At 64.5% G+C, this 18038-nt stretch carries 19 protein-coding genes and 1 riboswitch; of the genes, 11 read left to right on the forward strand and 8 right to left on the reverse strand.

The window, feature by feature from the left end; all coding sequences use genetic code 11:
• Window positions 1-101 precede the first annotated feature (101 nt).
• From J2T21_RS00915 to xdhC, 3 genes are read left to right on the forward strand one after another with little or no spacing between them, the layout of a single operon-like run.
• Entirely contained in the window at window positions 102-1610 is a 1509-nt protein-coding gene (locus J2T21_RS00915; RefSeq protein ID WP_307577525.1) for a xanthine dehydrogenase small subunit, read from the forward strand.
• Complete coding sequence (gene xdhB / locus J2T21_RS00920) at window positions 1607-3964, forward strand: xanthine dehydrogenase molybdopterin binding subunit (protein ID WP_307577527.1); 2358 nt, start codon at window positions 1607-1609, stop codon at window positions 3962-3964. The genes J2T21_RS00915 and xdhB overlap by 4 nt, the downstream gene beginning before the upstream one ends.
• Window positions 3961-4767 carry a xanthine dehydrogenase accessory protein XdhC gene (gene xdhC / locus J2T21_RS00925; RefSeq protein WP_307577529.1) on the forward strand — a complete coding sequence of 269 codons (807 nt, stop codon included), beginning with the start codon at window positions 3961-3963 and terminating at the stop codon, window positions 4765-4767. The genes xdhB and xdhC overlap by 4 nt, the downstream gene beginning before the upstream one ends.
• A gap of 19 nt (window positions 4768-4786) precedes the next feature.
• Here xdhC and J2T21_RS00930 read toward each other — a convergent pair whose 3' ends face one another.
• Together J2T21_RS00930 and J2T21_RS00935 are read right to left on the reverse strand one after the other, a co-directional pair.
• On the reverse strand, window positions 4787-5074 hold the full coding sequence (locus tag J2T21_RS00930) for a hypothetical protein (RefSeq protein ID WP_307577531.1): 288 nt from the start codon (window positions 5072-5074) through the stop codon (window positions 4787-4789).
• Between the two features lie 210 nt (window positions 5075-5284).
• Entirely contained in the window at window positions 5285-5716 is a 432-nt protein-coding gene (locus J2T21_RS00935; RefSeq protein WP_307577532.1) for a pyridoxamine 5'-phosphate oxidase family protein, read from the reverse strand.
• A gap of 128 nt (window positions 5717-5844) precedes the next feature.
• On the opposite strand from J2T21_RS00935, the gene J2T21_RS00940 reads away from it, so the two are divergent.
• On the forward strand, window positions 5845-6927 hold the full coding sequence (locus J2T21_RS00940) for an App1 family protein (RefSeq protein WP_307577533.1): 1083 nt from the start codon (window positions 5845-5847) through the stop codon (window positions 6925-6927).
• Window positions 6924-7388 carry an acyl-CoA thioesterase gene (locus J2T21_RS00945; protein WP_307577534.1) on the forward strand — a complete coding sequence of 155 codons (465 nt, stop codon included), beginning with the start codon at window positions 6924-6926 and terminating at the stop codon, window positions 7386-7388. Before J2T21_RS00940 ends, J2T21_RS00945 begins: the two co-directional genes overlap by 4 nt.
• On the opposite strand, the gene J2T21_RS00950 is transcribed toward J2T21_RS00945, so the two are convergent.
• Entirely contained in the window at window positions 7385-7786 is a 402-nt protein-coding gene (locus tag J2T21_RS00950) for a hypothetical protein (RefSeq protein ID WP_307577536.1), read from the reverse strand. The two genes, J2T21_RS00945 and J2T21_RS00950, sit on opposite strands and share 4 nt — an antisense overlap.
• 47 nt (window positions 7787-7833) lie before the next feature.
• Window positions 7834-7955: riboswitch (SAM riboswitch) on the reverse strand.
• Between the two features lie 46 nt (window positions 7956-8001).
• Here J2T21_RS00950 and J2T21_RS00955 point away from each other — a divergent pair.
• Window positions 8002-8613, forward strand: coding sequence for a histidine phosphatase family protein (locus J2T21_RS00955; RefSeq protein ID WP_307577537.1), 612 nt, complete (start codon window positions 8002-8004; stop codon window positions 8611-8613).
• A gap of 87 nt (window positions 8614-8700) precedes the next feature.
• Here J2T21_RS00955 and J2T21_RS00960 read toward each other — a convergent pair whose 3' ends face one another.
• Complete coding sequence (locus J2T21_RS00960; protein WP_307577539.1) at window positions 8701-10071, reverse strand: APC family permease; 1371 nt, start codon at window positions 10069-10071, stop codon at window positions 8701-8703.
• Window positions 10068-11588 carry an amidohydrolase gene (locus tag J2T21_RS00965; RefSeq protein WP_307577541.1) on the reverse strand — a complete coding sequence of 507 codons (1521 nt, stop codon included), beginning with the start codon at window positions 11586-11588 and terminating at the stop codon, window positions 10068-10070. Before J2T21_RS00965 ends, J2T21_RS00960 begins: the two co-directional genes overlap by 4 nt.
• Before the next feature lie 199 nt (window positions 11589-11787).
• Here J2T21_RS00965 and J2T21_RS00970 point away from each other — a divergent pair, with 199 nt between their 5' ends.
• Together J2T21_RS00970 and J2T21_RS00975 are read left to right on the forward strand one after the other, a co-directional pair.
• Window positions 11788-12444 carry a TetR/AcrR family transcriptional regulator C-terminal domain-containing protein gene (locus tag J2T21_RS00970; protein ID WP_307577543.1) on the forward strand — a complete coding sequence of 219 codons (657 nt, stop codon included), beginning with the start codon at window positions 11788-11790 and terminating at the stop codon, window positions 12442-12444.
• A gap of 75 nt (window positions 12445-12519) precedes the next feature.
• Window positions 12520-13368, forward strand: a complete 849-nt coding sequence (locus J2T21_RS00975) for a siderophore-interacting protein (RefSeq protein ID WP_307577545.1) — start codon at window positions 12520-12522, stop codon at window positions 13366-13368.
• Between the two features lie 102 nt (window positions 13369-13470).
• Here J2T21_RS00975 and J2T21_RS00980 read toward each other — a convergent pair whose 3' ends face one another.
• On the reverse strand, window positions 13471-14370 hold the full coding sequence (locus tag J2T21_RS00980) for a DNA-3-methyladenine glycosylase family protein (protein WP_307577547.1): 900 nt from the start codon (window positions 14368-14370) through the stop codon (window positions 13471-13473).
• Window positions 14367-14963 carry a DNA-3-methyladenine glycosylase I gene (locus J2T21_RS00985; RefSeq protein WP_307577550.1) on the reverse strand — a complete coding sequence of 199 codons (597 nt, stop codon included), beginning with the start codon at window positions 14961-14963 and terminating at the stop codon, window positions 14367-14369. Before J2T21_RS00985 ends, J2T21_RS00980 begins: the two co-directional genes overlap by 4 nt.
• A 64-nt stretch (window positions 14964-15027) precedes the next feature.
• On the opposite strand from J2T21_RS00985, the gene J2T21_RS00990 reads away from it, so the two are divergent.
• Both J2T21_RS00990 and J2T21_RS00995 read left to right on the forward strand, forming a co-directional pair.
• Window positions 15028-15426, forward strand: coding sequence for an ArsR/SmtB family transcription factor (locus J2T21_RS00990; RefSeq protein ID WP_307577552.1), 399 nt, complete (start codon window positions 15028-15030; stop codon window positions 15424-15426).
• Window positions 15423-16337: a cation diffusion facilitator family transporter gene (locus J2T21_RS00995; RefSeq protein WP_307577554.1), complete on the forward strand. Its 915-nt coding sequence runs from the start codon at window positions 15423-15425 to the stop codon at window positions 16335-16337. Before J2T21_RS00990 ends, J2T21_RS00995 begins: the two co-directional genes overlap by 4 nt.
• 263 nt (window positions 16338-16600) lie before the next feature.
• Here J2T21_RS00995 and J2T21_RS01000 read toward each other — a convergent pair whose 3' ends face one another.
• Entirely contained in the window at window positions 16601-17158 is a 558-nt protein-coding gene (locus tag J2T21_RS01000) for a VanZ family protein (protein ID WP_307577556.1), read from the reverse strand.
• A 126-nt stretch (window positions 17159-17284) separates the two neighbouring features.
• On the opposite strand from J2T21_RS01000, the gene J2T21_RS01005 reads away from it, so the two are divergent.
• Window positions 17285-18037, forward strand: coding sequence for an ABC transporter ATP-binding protein (locus tag J2T21_RS01005; protein ID WP_307577558.1), 753 nt, complete (start codon window positions 17285-17287; stop codon window positions 18035-18037).
• Window position 18038: the final 1 nt, after the last annotated feature.

Consider the following 18038-nt stretch of genomic DNA (forward strand, 5'->3'; position numbering starts at 1 on the left):
CTGGCTCCTGGCGCTGATACGCAGGCCGCTTTGTTGCGCGCCCATCATCAATCGTTCGTTCACAGCGCTTCCCGCCCTGGTGGGAAGCAGGAGGAAGCGGCATGACCGCCAAGACAACCCCAGACTCCCAGTGTTTGATTACCGTAAACGGAACGGTGCGGGAATTCACCGGGCCAACGCATACCAACGCCCTGGACTTCCTGCGCGGTGAAGGACTTACCTCTTGCAAGGAAGGCTGCGCCGAAGGCGAGTGCGGGGCCTGCTCCATCCTGGTGGCCCGGCCCGACGGCGATGCCACGCGCTGGACCGCCATGAATGCCTGCCTCCTGCCGGCCGCAGCCCTCGACGGGCAGGAAGTGGTTACAGCCGAGGGGCTGGGGGACCGCACCGACCTGCATCCGGTCCAGCAGCAGCTGGCCGAGCGCGGTGGCTCGCAATGCGGGTACTGCACCCCGGGATTCGTCTGCAGCATGGCTGCCGAATACTACCGGCCGGAACGGGCAGCCCCCACCGGAACGCTGCCGGACGTCGAGGACACAGGGGAGCAGCACTGCGGGCCGAACGGGTTTGACCTGCATGCGCTCTCCGGCAACCTGTGCCGGTGCACCGGGTACCGGCCCATCCGCGATGCAGCTTTCGCCCTGGGCACGCCGGCCGTGGATGACGCGCTGGCTGCCCGCAGGGACCAGCCGGCACCGACCGTGGCGACCACCGACCTGTCCCGCCCCGGTACCCCCACGGGCCAGCTCGGGCGCTACCGGCGGCCCGGAACCCTGGAGGAAGCACTGCGGATCCTGGCCGAGGAACCCGAGGTGTTGCCCCTCGCCGGTGGAACCGACTGGGGTGTGGAGGTCAACATCAAGGGGGCACGGGCCCGATCCCTGCTGGCCATCGACCGGCTGGATGAACTGAGGCAACTGGATGTCACCGACACGCACATTGAGATCGGGGCGGCCTGCACGCTCAGTGAACTGGAACGCGGACTGCAAGGCCGGATCCCGTTGCTGGGCAAGCTCTTTGGCCAATTCGCTTCCCGGCTCATCCGCAACAGCGCGACCATCGGCGGGAACCTCGGCACCGGTTCGCCCATCGGAGACACACCTCCTGCCCTCTTGGCCCTGGACGCCGAGCTGGTGCTCAGCTCGGCGAGCCGCCAACGGGTGGTGCCATTGGCCGACTACTTCACCGGATACCGGCAAACGGTCCGCCTGCCCGGCGAGCTGATCACCGCCATCCGCATCCCGCTGCCACTGGGCGAACTGACGTCCTTCCAGAAAATATCCAAGCGCCGCTTTGACGACATTTCCAGCGTGGCCATCGGCTACGCGCTCACCGTCGAAGACGGCATCATCACCAAGGCACGGATCGGCTTGGGCGGGGTGGCGGCCACCCCGTTGCGGGCCACCGCCACCGAAATGATGCTCGAAGGCCGGGTCTGGGAGCCGGAAACCATCCGCGCCGCGGCCAGGGTCATGGGGGAAGAGGGAACCCCGATGGATGACCACCGGGCCAGCGCCGACTACCGGCGGGCGATGCTCGCATCCTCGCTGGAGCGGTTCTTCGCCGAACAACTGCAAGAGACCAACCTGTTGAAGGGAGAAGGCACATGAGCCAGTTATCCCAACGTCCTGAACACCCCGTTGTCGGGGAAGTCCATCCGCATGAATCGGCGGTGGGACATGTCACCGGAAGCGCCTTGTACACCGACGACCTGGACCGGCGGATGGTCGGTGTGCTGCACGCCTACCCGGTCCAGTCCACGCAGGCACACGCAAAAATCCTGAACCTTGATCTCGGCGGGGCCTACCGGGTTCCCGGGGTGGTCCGGGTGATCACGGCAACGGACATCCCCGGGGTCAACGACCAAGGGGCCAAACACGATGAACCGCTGCTGCCGGTGGACGAGGTCATGTTCTACGGCCAGGCCGTGGCGTGGGTTCTCGGCGAGGACCTGGAAGCCGCCAAGGCCGGGGCGGCTGCCGTCGAGGTGGACTACGAACCGCTCGACTCGTTGATCACCTTGCAGGACGCGATCGCCGCGCAAAGCTTCCACGGAATCCAGCCGCTGATCGACAAGGGCGACAGCCAAGCCGCCTTGAGGGACGCCGCGCACGTTTTTGACGGGGAATTCGAATTCTCCGGACAGGAACACTTCTACCTGGAGACCCAGAACTCGCTGGCCTTGGTGGACGAAAGCGGCCAGATGATGATCCATTCCTCCACCCAGCACCCCACCGAAACCCAGGACATCGTCTCCCACATCCTGGGGATCCCCGCACACCGGATCACCGTCCAGGTGCTGCGCATGGGTGGCGCCTTCGGTGGGAAGGAAATGCAGTCCCACGGCTATGCCGCGGTGGCGGCCCTCGGGGCCCTGCTCACCGGGCGGCCGGTGCGGGTGCGGTTGGACCGCACGGTGGACATCACCATGACCGGAAAGCGCCACGGCTTTCATGCCAGTTGGAAGGCCGGTTTTGACGACGATGGCAAGATCTTGGCTCTGGAGGCAACGCTGACCGCTGACGGCGGGTCGAGCCTGGACCTGTCCGAGCCGGTGCTGACCCGGGCCATGTGCCACATCGACAATGCCTACTGGATACCCGACATCCGTGTTCGCGGCCGAGTGGCCAAATGCCACAAGACCTCGCAGACGGCGTTTCGCGGTTTCGGGGGACCACAGGGAATGCTGGTCCTGGAGAACATCCTGGGACTGGTGGCCCCGCAACTCGGCCTGGACGCCCGGGAACTGCGGCGCCGAAACTTCTACGTCCAGGGTCAGGACACCCCGTACTACCAGCCGGTGCGCCACCCCGAACGGCTGGAAGCCGTCTGGCAGCAGCTGCTGGACGGTGCGGAAATTGAACGTCGCGAGGCCGAGATTGCCCGGTTCAACGAGGATCACGAGCATGCAAAGCGGGCCTTGGCCCTGACCCCGGTGAAATTCGGGATCTCCTTCAACCTCACCGCGTTCAACCAGGCTGGTGCCCTGGTGCTGGTCTACAAGGACGGTTCGGTGCTGGTCAACCACGGTGGCACGGAAATGGGGCAGGGGCTGCACACCAAAATGCTGCAGGTGGCTGCCACCACCCTCGGGGTCGCCCTGGACACCATTCGGCTGGCGCCGACGCGTACCGACAAGGTCCCCAACACCTCGGCCACGGCAGCCAGTTCGAGCAGCGACCTGAACGGCGGAGCGGTGAAGGATGCCTGCGAACAGATCCGGGATCGGCTTGCCCAAGTGGCGGCGGTCAAACTCGGCGTTCCCTCCCACGAGATCCGGTTCAGTCGCGGCACGGTCTCCACCCTCGGCGGGCGTGAATCCATTAGCTGGAAGGATCTGGTCCAGGCCGCATACTTCCAGCGGGTCCAGCTCTCGGCCGCGGGCTTTTACCGGACCGAGGGTCTGCACTGGGATGTGGGCCTCATGAGGGGATCTCCGTTCAAGTACTTCGCATACGGGGCGGCGGCAAGCGAAGTCGAAGTCAGTCGTTTCGATGGCTCGTACACACTTCGCCAGGTGGATGTGGTCCATGACGTGGGAGATTCACTCTCGCCACTGATTGACCTGGGGCAGATCGAAGGCGGTTTTGTGCAGGGCGCGGGTTGGCTGACCTTGGAGGACCTGCGCTGGGATACCAGTGACCGGCCCACCCGGGGGCGGCTGGCGACCCAGGGTGCCAGCACCTACAAGATCCCGAGCCTGTCGGAAATGCCCGAAGTCTTTAAGGTCTCGCTTCTGGACAAGGCCCATGAAGAGGGCGCGATCTACGGTTCCAAGGCGGTGGGTGAGCCCCCGTTGATGTTGGCTTTCTCGGTACGTGAGGCATTGCGCCAGGCCATTGCCGGTTTCGCCCGGCCCGGAACCAGCGTGGAGCTGGCATCGCCGGCAACCCCCGAAGCGGTGTTCTGGGCGATCCAGGCGGCCCGCGAGACCAGCAAATTAGTCAGCCAACGATCGTCATGACCTGGATTGACACCGTGCTGCGGCTGCGATCCCGTCGTGCCCCGGCGGTGTTGATCACCCTGGTTGAAGTGCGCGGGCATGCACCTCGTGAGGCCGGAACCAAGATGGTTGCCACCATTGATGAGCTTTTTGAAACCATCGGTGGCGGCAACCTGGAGATGACCGCGGTGGCAAGGGCACGGCAAATGCTCACCGATTCGCAGGACGTGCCCGAAACCATGACCTTGCGCCTGAATGACAAGGCGCCGGCAACCTATGGCCGGCAATGTTGTGGAGGCGAGGTGACGATCCTGTTGGAGCCGTTGGCCGTGCCCGAAGCGGTGGCGATCTTCGGGGTTGGCCATGTGGGCCTCGAACTTGCCCGCATCCTTTCACGACAGGACATTGACCTGTACCTGAGCGACTCGCGTGCGGAAAACCTGCAGGGCTTGGAAGCGCTTGAACCGTCGGTGGCGCGAATTCATCCGAGACCAGCCGTCATTGGCGAGGAGGTGCTCAGCCGGTTGCCCTGCGGAACGCACGTGCTGATCATGACCCATGACCACGCCGAGGACTTCCATCTGTGCGATGCCGCATTGCGGCATCCGAAACTTGGCTCGATAGGGCTGATCGGGTCGAACGCCAAATGGCAGCGATTTCGCAAGAACCTTGTGGACAGCGGTCATGAGGCAAACGCAATTGAGCGGATCAACTGCCCCATTGGGGACCCCGAGGTGATCGGCAAGGACCCGGCCACCATTGCGGTCAGCGTGGCAGCAGACCTGCTCAAACGCATGAACAAGGTCGGCGCTGTCAAAGTCTGATTTTGCCTCGGGGATCTCTTCAGGCACGCTCATGGCCGTGGTGCTGAACCTGCTGTTCAACGAAATGAAATTTGGCACGCCAGCCAAGGATGCCTCGGTCTTTGCCGCGGCCCCGCCGCGGGTCGTTTGCCAGGATGACATCCGCGCCTTGCTTGACGGCGACCAATATGCCGACGGCAAGCTGATCGACAGGGAAGGGCGCGAAGTTCCGGTGGTCACCCAGGCGGAATGTGCCCAGATCGAGACCGATGACATGGACATGCCGGCCCCGGGAAAGCACGAAGGCGGTGCTGGAGAGCAGCTTCATGCCCCGACGGGAACATGTCGGTCATGCGGAGGCTGTCCTGCCCCACCCGCGGGTGACGCAAGACAGCCTCGGCATGTCCGGGGCATGACACTGGACTGGCAGGCGGTTGGCATTTCTTGGCCAGAAGGCCTGTTTCACGAAGCTGCACGGACGAATCAAGCCTTGCCGGTTGGAGCGCCGAGAACCCCGAAATGACCGCGACCAAAGTACCTAGTTGGCCTCTGGCTGCGCCCCGAGGCGGAAATGGCGCCCCGAGATGTTCCTGACCTCGATCTTCACCCAGGATTCCTTCGGAGTCGGGATCCATGGGGAGACCCCTGAGCTACGCGCCTCCTCGATCTCCGCGCTGGTTTGCAGCTGGCGCGCGTGTCCGTGGACCACCACCGACCAGGCTTCGTCGGAGAGGATGCCGTCGGCCTCGAAGGCCACGGCATCGTGCACCGTCAGGGCCGCAAGCTTTTCGCCGGGAGCCGTGCGGATGTATATGGTCTTGCCCACCAGGCCGAAGTTAAGCGGGAAGATATCGACGGCGCCGCCCACCGCGGTGGCCAGGCGGCCGTGGGAGGTCCTCTCGAGCAGGCTCCAGGCCTGCTCTTCGGTCAGTACCAGTACGGGTTCATCTGCATCATGGTCAAACATCATGCCTTCATAATTCTACGAATCGTAGAAAAATACCAGTGCTGACAACGGCAAGTGAACTTTCCGGCAACGCGGCCCAATTCATCCTTTCGATCCACTCCAGGTCCCCGGCTCATGAAAGACTGGGTTTCATGGTCAAGGAAACAGGAGCCGAACGCGCCCGGCACATCGCTGCACGCTTCGAGGACCGCGCCCTGGAACTGCGCGCGGCACGGGCCCGCGAGCGCGGCCTGGTACCCACCGTCCTGCCCTACACCGGCTACGGGCTCTCGGACCCCGCCAACGGCTGGGTCCGGATCTTCGCCCGCCTGGTGCTGGCCAAGCCCGGCGCGTTCGATGCCGGGCGCCACCGCGCCAAGGTTATCGCCGACGGGGTGCGCGGCTGGCGGAACTTCATCTCGCCGATCGTCCCCCACGGGCAGCTCGAAGTGCACATCAACGGCGAACGATTTGCCGTGCGGGCCGACCGCGGGGGAGTGCTCGACGTCAGGGTCGCCGCCACGCTGCCACCGGGCTGGCACGAGATCACCCTGCACACCGAGGGTTCCGCCGCGGTGGCCGCCCCTGTCATGATGGTCGACGCCGCCGCCGAATTCGGGTTGCTCTCCGACGTGGACGACACCATCGTGGTCACCGCACTGCCACGCCCGCTGCTGGCCGCCTGGAACTCCTTCGTCTTGTCCGAGCACGCCAGGCTGGCCACCCCGGGGATGCCGGTGATGATGGAAAAGCTGATGCGCGACAAGCCCGGAGCCCCCACCTTCTACCTGTCCACCGGAGCCTGGAACGTCGCCCAGACGCTCACCCGCTTCCTCTCGCGCAACCTCTACCCGCAGGGCCCGCTGCTGCTGACCGACTGGGGACCCACCGACAGGGGTTGGTTCCGGTCGGGCATGCAGCACAAGGCCGACCAGCTGCGCCGCCTGGCCAACGAGTTCCCGAGCTTGAAGTGGCTGCTGATCGGGGACGACGGCCAACACGACCCCTACCTCTACGCCGAATTCGCCAGGCGCTACCCCGACCACGTCGCGGCGATCGTGATCCGCCAGCTGACCCCCTCGGAGGCCGTGCTCGCAGGCGGGCGCAGCCAGGGGATCCTGAACTCCACCCCGGGGGTGCCGTGGGTGTACGAACCCGACGGGGCTCGCATCGCCAAAAAACTGCAGGCGCTGGGCCTCATCAGCCCCGACGCCGAGCAGGGGCCGGGGCAATGAACGAACCCAAGCTCCGAGTGGAGGTACCCATGCGCTGGGGAGACATGGACGCGTACGGCCACATCAACAACGTGAACCTGGTCCGCATGATGGAAGAGGCACGCATCGCCGGCTTCGGCGTGCCCGGCGGCACCGGCAAGCCCGGGATCGAGCCGATGGCCGACCTGTTCTCCGCGGTCCCGGACAACACCCAGATCCTGGTGGTCGAGCACCGGGTGCGCTACGTCAGGCCGCTGGATTACCGCAACGTCCCGGCGCACGTGGATCTGTGGATCAGCGCCATCAAGGCCGCAAGCTTCGACATCTGCTACGAATTCCACGATCCGGTGGACGGCGGGGTGTGCGTGCGAGCCGCCACGACCCTGGCGTTCTTTTCCGTCGAGACCCAGCGGCTGCTGCGGCTTTCCGCGGAAAGCAAGGAAGCAATGGCCCGCTTCGGGGCCGAGCCGATCTTCCGCTAGGAACGCTGTAGTTCGGCCGTCAACGCGTCGAAATCCCGGGCCAGGGCCTCGTCCCGCTCGAAGCTGCACGGTTCAAGCGGCTCGGTGCTGAAGGAGAAGTAACCCAGCCCCGCGCTGCGCCGCGGGTCGGCCGGAAGCGCGAGCGCCTTGTTGTGGAAATTCACCCGGCCCAGCGAGACGCCCTCGGGACGGGCGGGGGCAATGCGCAGGAGATGCGCGATCACCGGAAGGTCGTGGGTGAAGACCTGGTGGTGCGCCCCGCCGGCAAAGACGTGCAGCGTGAGCCCCTGGACGGGGGAAACCATGACCTCCACGTCGGCCGGAACCCACAGCGTGGGTCGGGCCATCATGGACTTGACCGCCCGCGGATTGGTGCGGTGGCCGGGGTGGAAGGACATGCAGGATCCGGACGGGCATGGCTGGTTGCGCAAGGGATGGCGCCTTTCGTGTGCTCTTGTCCCCGGGGCGGTTGCCGCCAAGGACCGCTTCGTCATCCGAACCACCCGTGAAGCATGGGGTTGGTGTGTCGCCGGGTCGGAGCCCATATCTGGCGCGCATCTCGTGAAGCTGGTTTTATCGTACCAAAACCGGGCTGACGATTTAGGGTGAAGGTATGAGACTGATCTTGATCCGCCACGGGCAGACCGCCTCGAACGTGGCGCAGGCGCTGGACACCGGAGCCCCCGGGGCACCCCTGGATGAGACCGGGATTGCGCAGGCGCAGGCACTGGTGGAGCGGTTGGGTGCCGAAGGGCAGGACGTCAACGCGGTGTATTCCTCGACGTTGCTGCGCGCCAGGATGACGGCCGGTCCATTGGCGCAAGCCCGCGGGCTGGAAGTGGCCGAGCATGCCGGGCTCACCGAGATCTCCGCCGGGGAACTGGAAATGCGCTCCGACCGCGACGCCCAACTGGCCTACCGCGACGTGTTCTTCCGCTGGCTCTCGGGCGACCTTTCGGCCCGGGTGCCCGGCGGCGAGGACGCCCGCACCGCCCTGGATCGCTTCGACGCGGTCATCGAAGGGGCCAGGAACGCCGGGACCGGAAAGCTGGTGGTGGTCAGCCACGCGGCCATGCTGGTGACCTGGCTTGCGTCCCGGAGCGCCAACTTCGACTCCAAGCTGCTGGCCCCCGTGCCGTTGGCCAACACCGGTGTAGTGACCCTGGAGAATGCGACGGGATCGAGCTGGAGGCTGCGCAGCTGGCAGGGCCAGCGCCTGGAGTAGCAGTCGCAGTTCCACACAAGAAGGGCTGCCGCCCGCACGGGCTTGAAAGACCGTGCGGGCGGCAGCCCTGGTTCCGGGACGGTGTTGCTAGTCCTCGAAGGAAAGTTTCGGCGGGGTGGAGCGGAAGCCATTGGTTCGAACAGCCAGGAAGATCATGCCAGCGGCGAACCACATCAGGCCGACAACGAGGCTGGTTCCCGACAAGGACGTCCACAACCAAATGGTCAGCGCAAAACCCATCAATGGCATCAGCAGATACAGCAGAACGGCGCGGGCGCCGCGCGCCTTGGCATCCATGAAGAAGATCTTGATGACCGAAAGGTTCACCATGGAGAACGCGACCAGAGCCCCGAAGCTGACTACCGAGGCGGCCATCTCAAGACTCACAAAAAGGTAGGTCAACGACACTGCGGAGACCACGAGGGTCGCGTAGACAGGTGTGGAGAAGCGGCGGTTGAGCATGCCCATGCGGCGTGGCAGCAGCCCGTCGCGCCCCATGGAATACAGGATGCGGGTAACGCTGGCCTGCGAGGCCATTGCCGAGCCAAAGGATCCTACGACGTACACTGCCACGAAGATGGCGGTGAGCGCCGCACCGCCGACGCCTGCCATGAGTTCGACACCCGCGGCATCCGGGTCGGTGAAGGTGGTGTGGTCCGGATGGATCAGCGCCCCGGCCCAGCCGACGACGATGAAGATCAGCCCGCCGGCCAAGGTTGTGAGCACGATCGCTGCGGGGATCGACTTGCCCGGATTCTTCGCATCTTCCGACAGCGTTGAAATCGCATCGAATCCAAGGAAGGAAAGCGACAGGATGGCCGCACCGGAGAAGATCGGTCCCAGGCCATCGGCACCGAAGGAGAATGGTGCCAGCAGGTTTGGCGCATCGGTGTTGAGGATCTGGTTGAGCACCAGTGCAACGAAGATGCCGATCATGAGCACCGATGAAGCCACCACGGTTGCGCTGAGCCGCCCGATGAACTTGATGCCAATGATGTTCAAGCCGAGCACCAGCACGAGGGCCACCAGCGAGAAAGCCCACGCGGGAACCGCCGGGAACTGGGTGTTCAGGTAGATCCCGATGAGCAGGAAATTGATCATCGGAATAAACAGGTAGTCAAGCATCAGCGTCCAGCCCGTAGCAAATCCCACGGTGCCGCCGAAGGCCTGCTGGGTGTAGGCGTAGGCAGATCCAGCCTGCGGAACCGCCCGCGACATGTGAGCATAGCTGAATGCCGTGAACAACATGGTCACCAGTCCAACGATGTAGGCTGCGGGCAAATGCCCGTTGGTCACACCAGTCACCACTCCGTATGTGGTGAACACGGTGACTGGTGCCATGTAGGTCAACCCGAAGAGCACCAGGAACGGGATGCCCATGACGCGCTTGAGTTGGGTGGGGCGGGAATCCTGATTTCCGCTGGCCGCAAGGGCCTGAGCATTGGTCTTGATCTTCATCGTGTTCCTTCTGATACCCGATCGGGTATTGCCAAATGGGTGGGTTTGCCGGCAAGCCAGGTGCCCAGGACCTTGAGCCCGGCCACTTCGTTGTCGGCGCTGGTGCGTGGGTCGCTCGCCATCCATACCAGGTCCGCGAGCTGCCCGGAAGCGAGGGTTCCTCGTTCATGCTCGGCAAAGGCTTGGTAGGCAACTTGGGTGCTGTAGGATTCCAGGGCATCAGTCACGTCGTACAGCGCCCCGGCCAGCGGTTTCCCGCCAGGGTCTGCTACGCCGGTGCGGGTCATTGCCGTGCCGATGCCCAGCAGTGGGTGGTGGTGGGTGACGGGCCAGTCACTGCCGAAAGTCACCCTGACGCCGGAAGCGGCGATCTCGCCGATCTGGAATTGCCGTGAAGCCCGTTCGTCTCCCAGCCGGGGGAAGGTCAAATTGGTCATCACGGGATCCTGCTGCGCCCACAGCGGCTCGAAGTTCGCGATGACGCCCAACTCCCCGAACCGCGCCAGGTCCTTGGGGGCAATGGTCTGAAGATGCGCCATGACCGGACGGCGGTCACGCGGCCCGTTGGCAGCAAGGACCGCTTCAATGGTGTCCAGCCCCTGGCGCACAGCGGCGTCCCCGATGGCATGGATGTGCAACTGGAAACCCATGGCATCCACGGCAATTGCCGCGTCGATGAGTGCTTGGTCCTCCCAATTGGGCAGGCCGCGGCTGCCGGGGAAGTCCGCGTAGGCATCGATCATATGGGCCGTGTGTGATTCAACAATCCCATCCAGGAAGAATTTGATGGTGTGTGCGCTGAGCAGCTTTTCATCGGCGGCAAGCACCCTGTCCTTGGCTAAGGCAAAATCGGGCAGCTGTTGTTCCCAACGCGTCGGATCTGCGCGAAAGGCAAGGTTCATGCGCGTGTGTAAGGCCCCCTGCCGCGCCGCAGCCAAGTAGGTGTCCAGCGATCCGGTTTCCACCCATGCGTCCTGCACCCAACTGACACCGGCCTCTGCGAAGGTTGCCGTTGCCCGGGAAAGAGCAGCGACCATTGTGTCCTGGCTATGGTCGGTAACATGGACGGTGACCAGATCGATGGCGCCGGGCTCGCACAATGTTCCCAGGGGAGTGCCATCTGCTCGACGAATGATCCGGCCACGTTCGGGCTCCGGTGTATCTGTCGTGATTCCAGCAATCTCCAGTGCCATGGAATTGACCCACACTGTGTGGTAATCCCAAGCCCGTAGGAGCACCGGGCGGTCGGGAACCACCAGATCGAGCCACCGGGCATCGAAGTATCCGTTTTCGGCCAGCGTTGCGTCATAGCTGGCACCAACGATCCAACCGTCCCCGGGGTGCGCATCCGCCCACTTCGCGATTGCGTCAAGGATTTCGTCGAGGTTTGTGCATTGGCGGATCTGCGGACCGACGTCCTCGAGCCCGGCAAAGAGCGGGTGTGCATGACCATCGCCGAATGCGGGTCCCAGGTAACCTCCGCCCAGGTCGTGGAGTACGTCGGCCGCCGGGACCAACGCCTCGGCGGAGGACCCGACCGCGGTGATGATCCCGTCTGTGACCGCCACGGCAGTCATGTGCCCCGTGGGGGCACCGGCAATCGAGCCAGAGTGAAAGACTGTCAATGTCAAGGGGGTAACTCCCAACGATATTTAATACGATTAAATAAACTTTGCCCACCGTACCTGTGGGCGGAGTCACAGGCAAGGGGTTTTGGTGGATTTGTCGGAAATTCGTCGCGCTGGTCGGCCGCGCAAGTCGGTGCTCGACCGCGAAAAGATACTTGGTGCTGCCCTCGAGCTGCTCAATTCCGTGGGTCCGGAGAAGTTCTCCATGGCTGCGCTCGCTGGCGAACTCGGTGTCAAGCCTCCTGCGCTCTACCACTATGTCAAGAACAAGCAGGCGCTATTGGTGGGGATGCGCGAGGTGGTCAGCGACAGTATCGACATCAGCGGGTTTGGGGTTTTGCCCTGGAGTGAAGCTGTGGGGCTGTGGGCGCGCTCGTACCGGGACGCATTCGCTGCCCATCCGAACGCGATTGCGTTACTGGCCACCGAGCCGATCGCCGGGGCGGCCCGCACCCTGGCCATGTATGAATGTGTGGTGCAAGGCTTCTTGGCTGCTGGATGGGAGCCAAACCGGGTCATGAGTGACATTGTGGCCCTGGAGTCGTTCATTCTGGGTTCAGCACTTGATATGGTGGCGCCCGATGACATGTTTGACCCCGGGGCGGATGCCCCCCAGACGCCGGGACTTGTCGAGGCGCTGGCCGCCCAGGCCTCACTGGGCGGATCGCGTGCCGACACGGCTTTTGGCGTGGGGCTGGACATCATGATTGACGGCTTGGCTCTGACCAACGGGTTGGGCGCATGACGTTGGCATTGGCTAAGCAGGGGCTTGGTCGATTAGGCTAGGCTTATCTTCCCTAATCCAAAAAGGCGGTAATTGGTGACTATCCAGCGTTCGGTACGTCCGGTTCGGCCCCAGGTTGTCCTCGAGGTTTTGGCCAGCGAGCAGCTGTCCCGGCACATGATGAGACTGACTTTCGGGGGGCCGGGCTTCGTGAACTTCCAGGACAAGGCCGTCTCGGACCGCTACGTGAAGATCCTTTTCACCAAGCCCGAGCTCGGACTGGTGCCCCCGTACGACCTCGATGCCCTCCGTGAGCAGCTGGCCCCGGAAGACTTCCCGGTCCGACGCACCTACACGCTGCGGCACGTGGACCTCGACGCCCAAACCGTGCAGATCGACTTCGTGATCCACGGCGACCAGGGCCTGGCCGGCCCGTGGGCGCAGAACGCAAAGATCGGCGACCAGATCTGCTTCGCCAGCCCCGGTGGGCTCTACACGCCGAACCCTGAATTCGACAGGCACCTGCTCATCGGCGACGAGACGGCGCTTCCGGCGATCTCCGCCGCGGTCGAGGACATGACCCCGGAGATGGTCGGGGACATCTACCTTGAGGTCGCAGGACCAGAGGACGAGGTCCAGCTGGATGTGCCGGCAGGGATCACCGTGCATTGGCTGCACCGCGGCGGCTACTTCACCCCGGAAAACACCAAGCTCGAGGAAACCGTTCGCAACGCGCAGTGGCACGAGGGAAGCATCCAGGTCTTTGCCCACGGCGAACGGGAGACCATGAAGTCGCTGCGGGCCTATCTCAATGGCGAGCGCGGCGTTGACCGCCGGGCCATGTCGCTGTCGGCCTACTGGGCCTATGGCCGCGCCGAGGACGAGTTCCAGGCAGAAAAGAAGACTCCCGTCGGGCAGATATTCCCGGAGTCACTGAGCGCCTGAGGCGGGTTTCGGGCGGGTTCTCTCCGGCAGGGCTTCGCGGCGGCCCCGCATCGAGGAGTCATCGCCTGCTCGAAGCGGGGGTACATGACCCTGGCAAAGTGCTCACGGGGTGCCAGTGGGTTTTCCATGCGAGACGGATTGGGCCGGCGTACCGCCCATCGAGTCCGAAGCCCAGAGGTGGACCATGGCGTAGGACCTGTATGGCGCCCACGAGCTTGCCAATGCCGCAGCTTCGCGTTCGGTGATCCTGTCCAGGGCTCGACGCGCGACCAGGTCCCCGGGCACGAAGGCATCCGGATCGCTTTGGCCGCGCATCTGCAGGTAGTCTGCGGTCCACGGGCCCACTCCGCGCAAGGCCAGCAGTTCCGGGCGATCCAGGGGGATGCCGGGCGTTCCGGTGAAACCCTTGGCGGCGAACACCTCTGCCATGAGGAACAGCGTGCCCGCCCGGGTCGTGGTCAAGCCGATGGTTTCGCGCAGGGTGCCAACGCCTTGGGCAACCACGGCCTCGGGCGTCGGGAAGATGCGCAGTCCGCCGGGGCCCTCGCTTCCGTACGCTGACAGAAAGCGTCCGCCAAACGTCCGGCCTGCTGCCAGCGTCACCTGTTGGCCCAGGATCGTGGTGGCGGCCGCTTCGAACCCGTTGAGATAGCCGACCAGCCGCAGCCACGGGCGAGCCTCGACCAGCGGGCCGAGCACGGGATCGGGGGAAAAGGACTCCTGCATGCCGGATAGATCCGTGTCCAGGTCCAGCCATGCGCGGACCGCGGCTTCAAGCTGGTCGAGGTCGCCGGCATTGCTCCCGGCACAGGTCAGTCGGACTCCCTCCACGGCGAACTCCAACTCAACGGCCTTTGGGCCGGAGTCGACGGCGATCACCCGGGTGTGTCGATGCTCGGCGGGCTCGTGGATATCGAGCGTGGGGATCGAGTGGATGCCCAGCGTGCGCATCATGTGACCGGGATCCAGCGGACCTTTGGATGCCAGGAAGCGCGAACTCATGCCGGCCAGACGCCCGAGGTGCCGCGGCGGTGGGAGCCGAGAAGATGTGTGTCCACGATTCCCAGCGCTTCCATGAGCGCGAACATGGTGGTGGGCCCCACGAAGGCGAAACCGCGTTTCTTGAGCGCTTTGGACAGGGCCAGGGACTCGGGGCTGGTGGTCGGAACTTCTTCGATGGCTGAAGGCGTCGGGGTGGAGTCCGGTTGGAACGCCCAGACGAACTCGGCCAGTCCGCCATCCTCGCGCAGTGCGATGGTGGCCTTCGCGTTCTTGATGGTCGCCAGGATCTTGGCACGGTTGCGGATGATCCCGGCGTTGCCCAGAAGTTCCTCGACCTTGGCCTCGTCGAAGCCTTCGATGACCTCGGGGTCGAAGGCGGCGAAGGCCTCGCGGAAGTTTTCGCGCTTGCGCAGGATGGTTGCCCAGGAAAGTCCGGACTGGAACGCCTCGAGGCTCAGCCGTTCGAAGACCCCGTGCTCGTCGCGCACGGGCATGCCCCACTCGGTGTCGTAATAGATGCGCATCATCGGGTCTGTCGCCGCCCATGCCGGGCGGGCCAGGTTGTCGTCGCCAATGATTATGCCGGTGCTCATGTTCCAATCCTGCCACGGGCTTGCGTCCGTTTGTTTTATCGCAATGATTCGATATCATCGTAATATGACGATGATAGATCGGGTCAACCACGAGCGCCACGAAGCCATCCAAGGCCATGCCGCGGCGGCAGCACTCTTCCACGGCCTGGCCGACCCCACGCGGCTGATGATCTTGGCCCATCTTCGCACCGGGGAACACAAGGTCAAGGAACTCACCGACCACCTTGGCCTGGCCCAAAGCACCGTCAGCGCCCACCTGTCGTGCCTGCGCGACTGCGGCCTGGTGACCTCGCGCGCGCAGGGACGAGCCAGCATGTTCTCGCTGGCCAACCCGCGGCTGCTGCTGGACCTGCTCGGCGACGCGAACCACTACATCGGCACCAGTGACGAGAACGGATTGGACACCCACGACTTCACCGAGGTCCACGGCCCGGCCCCGGCACGGGAAGGGGCCAGCCGATGAGCCACGACCACGACCACGGCCTGGCAACGACCAACAGGAAGAAACTGGCCTGGGCCTTTGGCATCACCGCGACGATCCTCGTGGCCGAGGTCATCGGTGCGTTCCTGACCAATTCGCTGGCGTTGCTGGTTGACGCCGCGCACATGCTCACCGATTCCACCGGTCTGCTGCTGGCACTCACCGCTGCCACCCTGATCATGCGCAAGCCAACGGCCAAGAGAACCTGGGGATTCCGCCGCGCCGAGGTGCTCTCGGCAACGCTCCAGTCGACCCTGCTGCTCGGGGTGGGCGTCTACGCGCTCGTGGACGGCATCCGCCGCCTTTTCCAGCCGACGGAAATTGCCGGCAGCGGGCTGCTCATTTTCGGCATCATCGGCCTGCTCGGCAACGTCGCCTCGATGCTGATCCTTGCCTCGGGCAAGGACGACAACCTGAACATGCGCGCTGCCTTCCTTGAGGTCGTCAACGACGCCCTGGGCTCGGTCGCCGTGATCATCTCCGCGATCGTCATCTCCACCACCGGCTGGATGCAGGCCGACTCGATCGCCGCCATGCTGATCGCGATCCTGATCATCCCGCGCGCTTTGAAGCTGCTGGGGGAGACCACGCACATCCTGCTCGAGTCCACGCCCAAGGGACTTGACCTCGAGGATGTCCGGGCCCACCTGGTTGCGCACCCCCAGGTCCTGGCGGTCCACGACCTGCACGCCAGCCAGATCGCCTCGAACCTGCCGATCCTCTCGGCCCACGTGGTGGTCGAGGACGCGGCGTTCCACACCGGTGCCGCGGCCACCCTGCTGGGCGAATTGCAATCATGCGTGGCCGAGCACTTTGAGGTGAGCATCGAGCATTCCACCTTCCAGATCGAGTCCCACAGCCACCAGACCCCGGAGCACGGGCGGCACGACTGAACCGACGTCGTGGAGGCTCTGCGGCGTGCTTGCCGGGCTGTGCCTGGTCGTCGCCGGCAGCATCGCGGGGAGCGCTGCCTGGTTGGTGAAGCACCCGCCGGCGTTCTTCCCGGCCGTGAAGGACTACATCTACATCGAGACCCTCACCGACGGAGAACGCGGACCCGAAGTCGGACCTGTCTTGGGATGTCCCGCATGCATGCGACCGGGCCAGTTCGCTGTGGAGCACGTTCCTGGATCCTGTGGACATGGAATGCGAGCTGCTACCGCTGGTGCAGTGATTCCGGGGCGGCGGGATCGGAAACGGTCAGCCTGCGCCTGGCAGCGGTCACCAGGGCCCAGCCGATGAAGGCCGCGGCAAATCCACCGGCGGTGTTGGTGATGACGTCGGTGATGTCCGAGGCCCGGTTGTTGCGCAGCAACAGCTGCGTGGTCTCGACGCAGACGGATAGCCCCAGTACCAAGACCGTGGTTTTGAGCACCGCGAACCGGCGCCAGTAAAAGGCCAGCACCAACCCCAGTGGTGCAAAGAGCCCGAGGTTCGCCACCATCTCCACTCCGAGGTCGCGTTCCTGGTGCGCGAGGAACGGAATCCAATTGAAGGTGCCGGTCGGTATCGAGGGATCCGGCTGCGGGGCCGCCGGCAGGACCGCCACGGCCAACCCCAACGCCCACACCGCGAGGGCCACCAACAGCACCTTGCGCACTGCCCGCTCGCGGCCGCGGGAGGTGAAGTGCAGCAGCGCCGCCAGCAGGGACGCGCTTGCGGCCAGGCCGAGGACAACTAGCAGGGCAACGGTTGGAACCGCGAAATAGAGCATAGGCTTGCGATCCTATCGCCGGACCCTGTGAAGGTGCTGTCTCATACCCGAGTATGAGCCAAGGGATGGAATAAACGGTCCCTGCGGATGATCCAAAACCATCCAACGGCAACATAACGTGGAACCATGACCATTACTGCACCACATACCAGCACCGATTTTGCTGTCCACGCCACGAACCTGACCAAGATCTACGGCGAGGGCACCACCCGCGTCGAGGCGCTGCGCGGTGTCGACGTCTCCTTCGTCCGCGGCAAGTTCACCGCGATCATGGGCCCCTCGGGCTCGGGCAAATCCACCCTCATGCATTGCCTGGCAGGCCTCGATGACGCCAATGACGGGCAGATCCTTATTGGCGGGACAGACATCTCGAAGCTGAATGATGATGCATTGACCAAGATGCGCCGCGAAAAGGTCGGATTCGTCTTCCAGTCCTTCAACCTCGTCCCCACGCTCACCGCCGAGGCCAACATCCTGCTGCCGTTGGCGCTGGCCGGCAAGAAGCACGACAAGGCATGGTTGGAGACCATCGTCGCCACCCTGGGGCTGGGCGACCGCCTGAACCACAAGCCACACGAGCTTTCCGGCGGCCAGCAGCAGCGCGTGGCCGTGGCCCGGGCCCTGCTCACCCGCCCCGAGGTCGTCTTCGGCGACGAACCGACCGGCAACCTGGACTCGCGCACCGGAGCCGAGGTGCTCTCGCTGCTGCGTTCCTCCACCCGCGAGATGGGCCAGACCATCATCATGGTCACCCACGACGCAGTGGCCGCCTCCTACGCCGACACCGTGCTGTTGATGAAGGACGGCGAGCTGGTTGGCCAGCTCGAGGACCCCACCGTCGAGACGGTCACCCAGGCACTTTCAGGGTTGGGTGCATAAG

The sequence above is a fragment of the Paeniglutamicibacter psychrophenolicus genome (genome assembly GCF_030812255.1).
Lineage (GTDB): Bacteria > Actinomycetota > Actinomycetes > Actinomycetales > Micrococcaceae > Paeniglutamicibacter > Paeniglutamicibacter psychrophenolicus_A.

What these genes read in the sequence shown, in the direction of transcription:
- J2T21_RS00995 (WP_307577554.1), top strand. Translation starts at nt 15,423, where the DNA reads ATGAGCCACGACCACGACCACGGCCTGGCAACGACCAACAGGAAGAAA.
- J2T21_RS00985 (WP_307577550.1), bottom strand. Translation starts at nt 14,963, where the DNA reads ATGAGCACCGGCATAATCATTGGCGACGACAACCTGGCCCGCCCGGCA.
- J2T21_RS00955 (WP_307577537.1), top strand. Translation starts at nt 8,002, where the DNA reads ATGAGACTGATCTTGATCCGCCACGGGCAGACCGCCTCGAACGTGGCG.
- xdhC (WP_307577529.1), top strand. Translation starts at nt 3,961, where the DNA reads ATGACCTGGATTGACACCGTGCTGCGGCTGCGATCCCGTCGTGCCCCG.
- J2T21_RS00950 (WP_307577536.1), bottom strand. Translation starts at nt 7,786, where the DNA reads ATGTCCTTCCACCCCGGCCACCGCACCAATCCGCGGGCGGTCAAGTCC.
- J2T21_RS01005 (WP_307577558.1), top strand. Translation starts at nt 17,285, where the DNA reads ATGACCATTACTGCACCACATACCAGCACCGATTTTGCTGTCCACGCC.
- J2T21_RS00960 (WP_307577539.1), bottom strand. Translation starts at nt 10,071, where the DNA reads ATGAAGATCAAGACCAATGCTCAGGCCCTTGCGGCCAGCGGAAATCAG.
- J2T21_RS00935 (WP_307577532.1), bottom strand. Translation starts at nt 5,716, where the DNA reads ATGATGTTTGACCATGATGCAGATGAACCCGTACTGGTACTGACCGAA.
- J2T21_RS00915 (WP_307577525.1), top strand. Translation starts at nt 102, where the DNA reads ATGACCGCCAAGACAACCCCAGACTCCCAGTGTTTGATTACCGTAAAC.
- J2T21_RS00990 (WP_307577552.1), top strand. Translation starts at nt 15,028, where the DNA reads ATGACGATGATAGATCGGGTCAACCACGAGCGCCACGAAGCCATCCAA.
- J2T21_RS00945 (WP_307577534.1), top strand. Translation starts at nt 6,924, where the DNA reads ATGAACGAACCCAAGCTCCGAGTGGAGGTACCCATGCGCTGGGGAGAC.
- xdhB (WP_307577527.1), top strand. Translation starts at nt 1,607, where the DNA reads ATGAGCCAGTTATCCCAACGTCCTGAACACCCCGTTGTCGGGGAAGTC.
- J2T21_RS00980 (WP_307577547.1), bottom strand. Translation starts at nt 14,370, where the DNA reads ATGAGTTCGCGCTTCCTGGCATCCAAAGGTCCGCTGGATCCCGGTCAC.
- J2T21_RS00930 (WP_307577531.1), bottom strand. Translation starts at nt 5,074, where the DNA reads ATGAAGCTGCTCTCCAGCACCGCCTTCGTGCTTTCCCGGGGCCGGCAT.
- J2T21_RS01000 (WP_307577556.1), bottom strand. Translation starts at nt 17,158, where the DNA reads ATGCTCTATTTCGCGGTTCCAACCGTTGCCCTGCTAGTTGTCCTCGGC.
- J2T21_RS00940 (WP_307577533.1), top strand. Translation starts at nt 5,845, where the DNA reads ATGGTCAAGGAAACAGGAGCCGAACGCGCCCGGCACATCGCTGCACGC.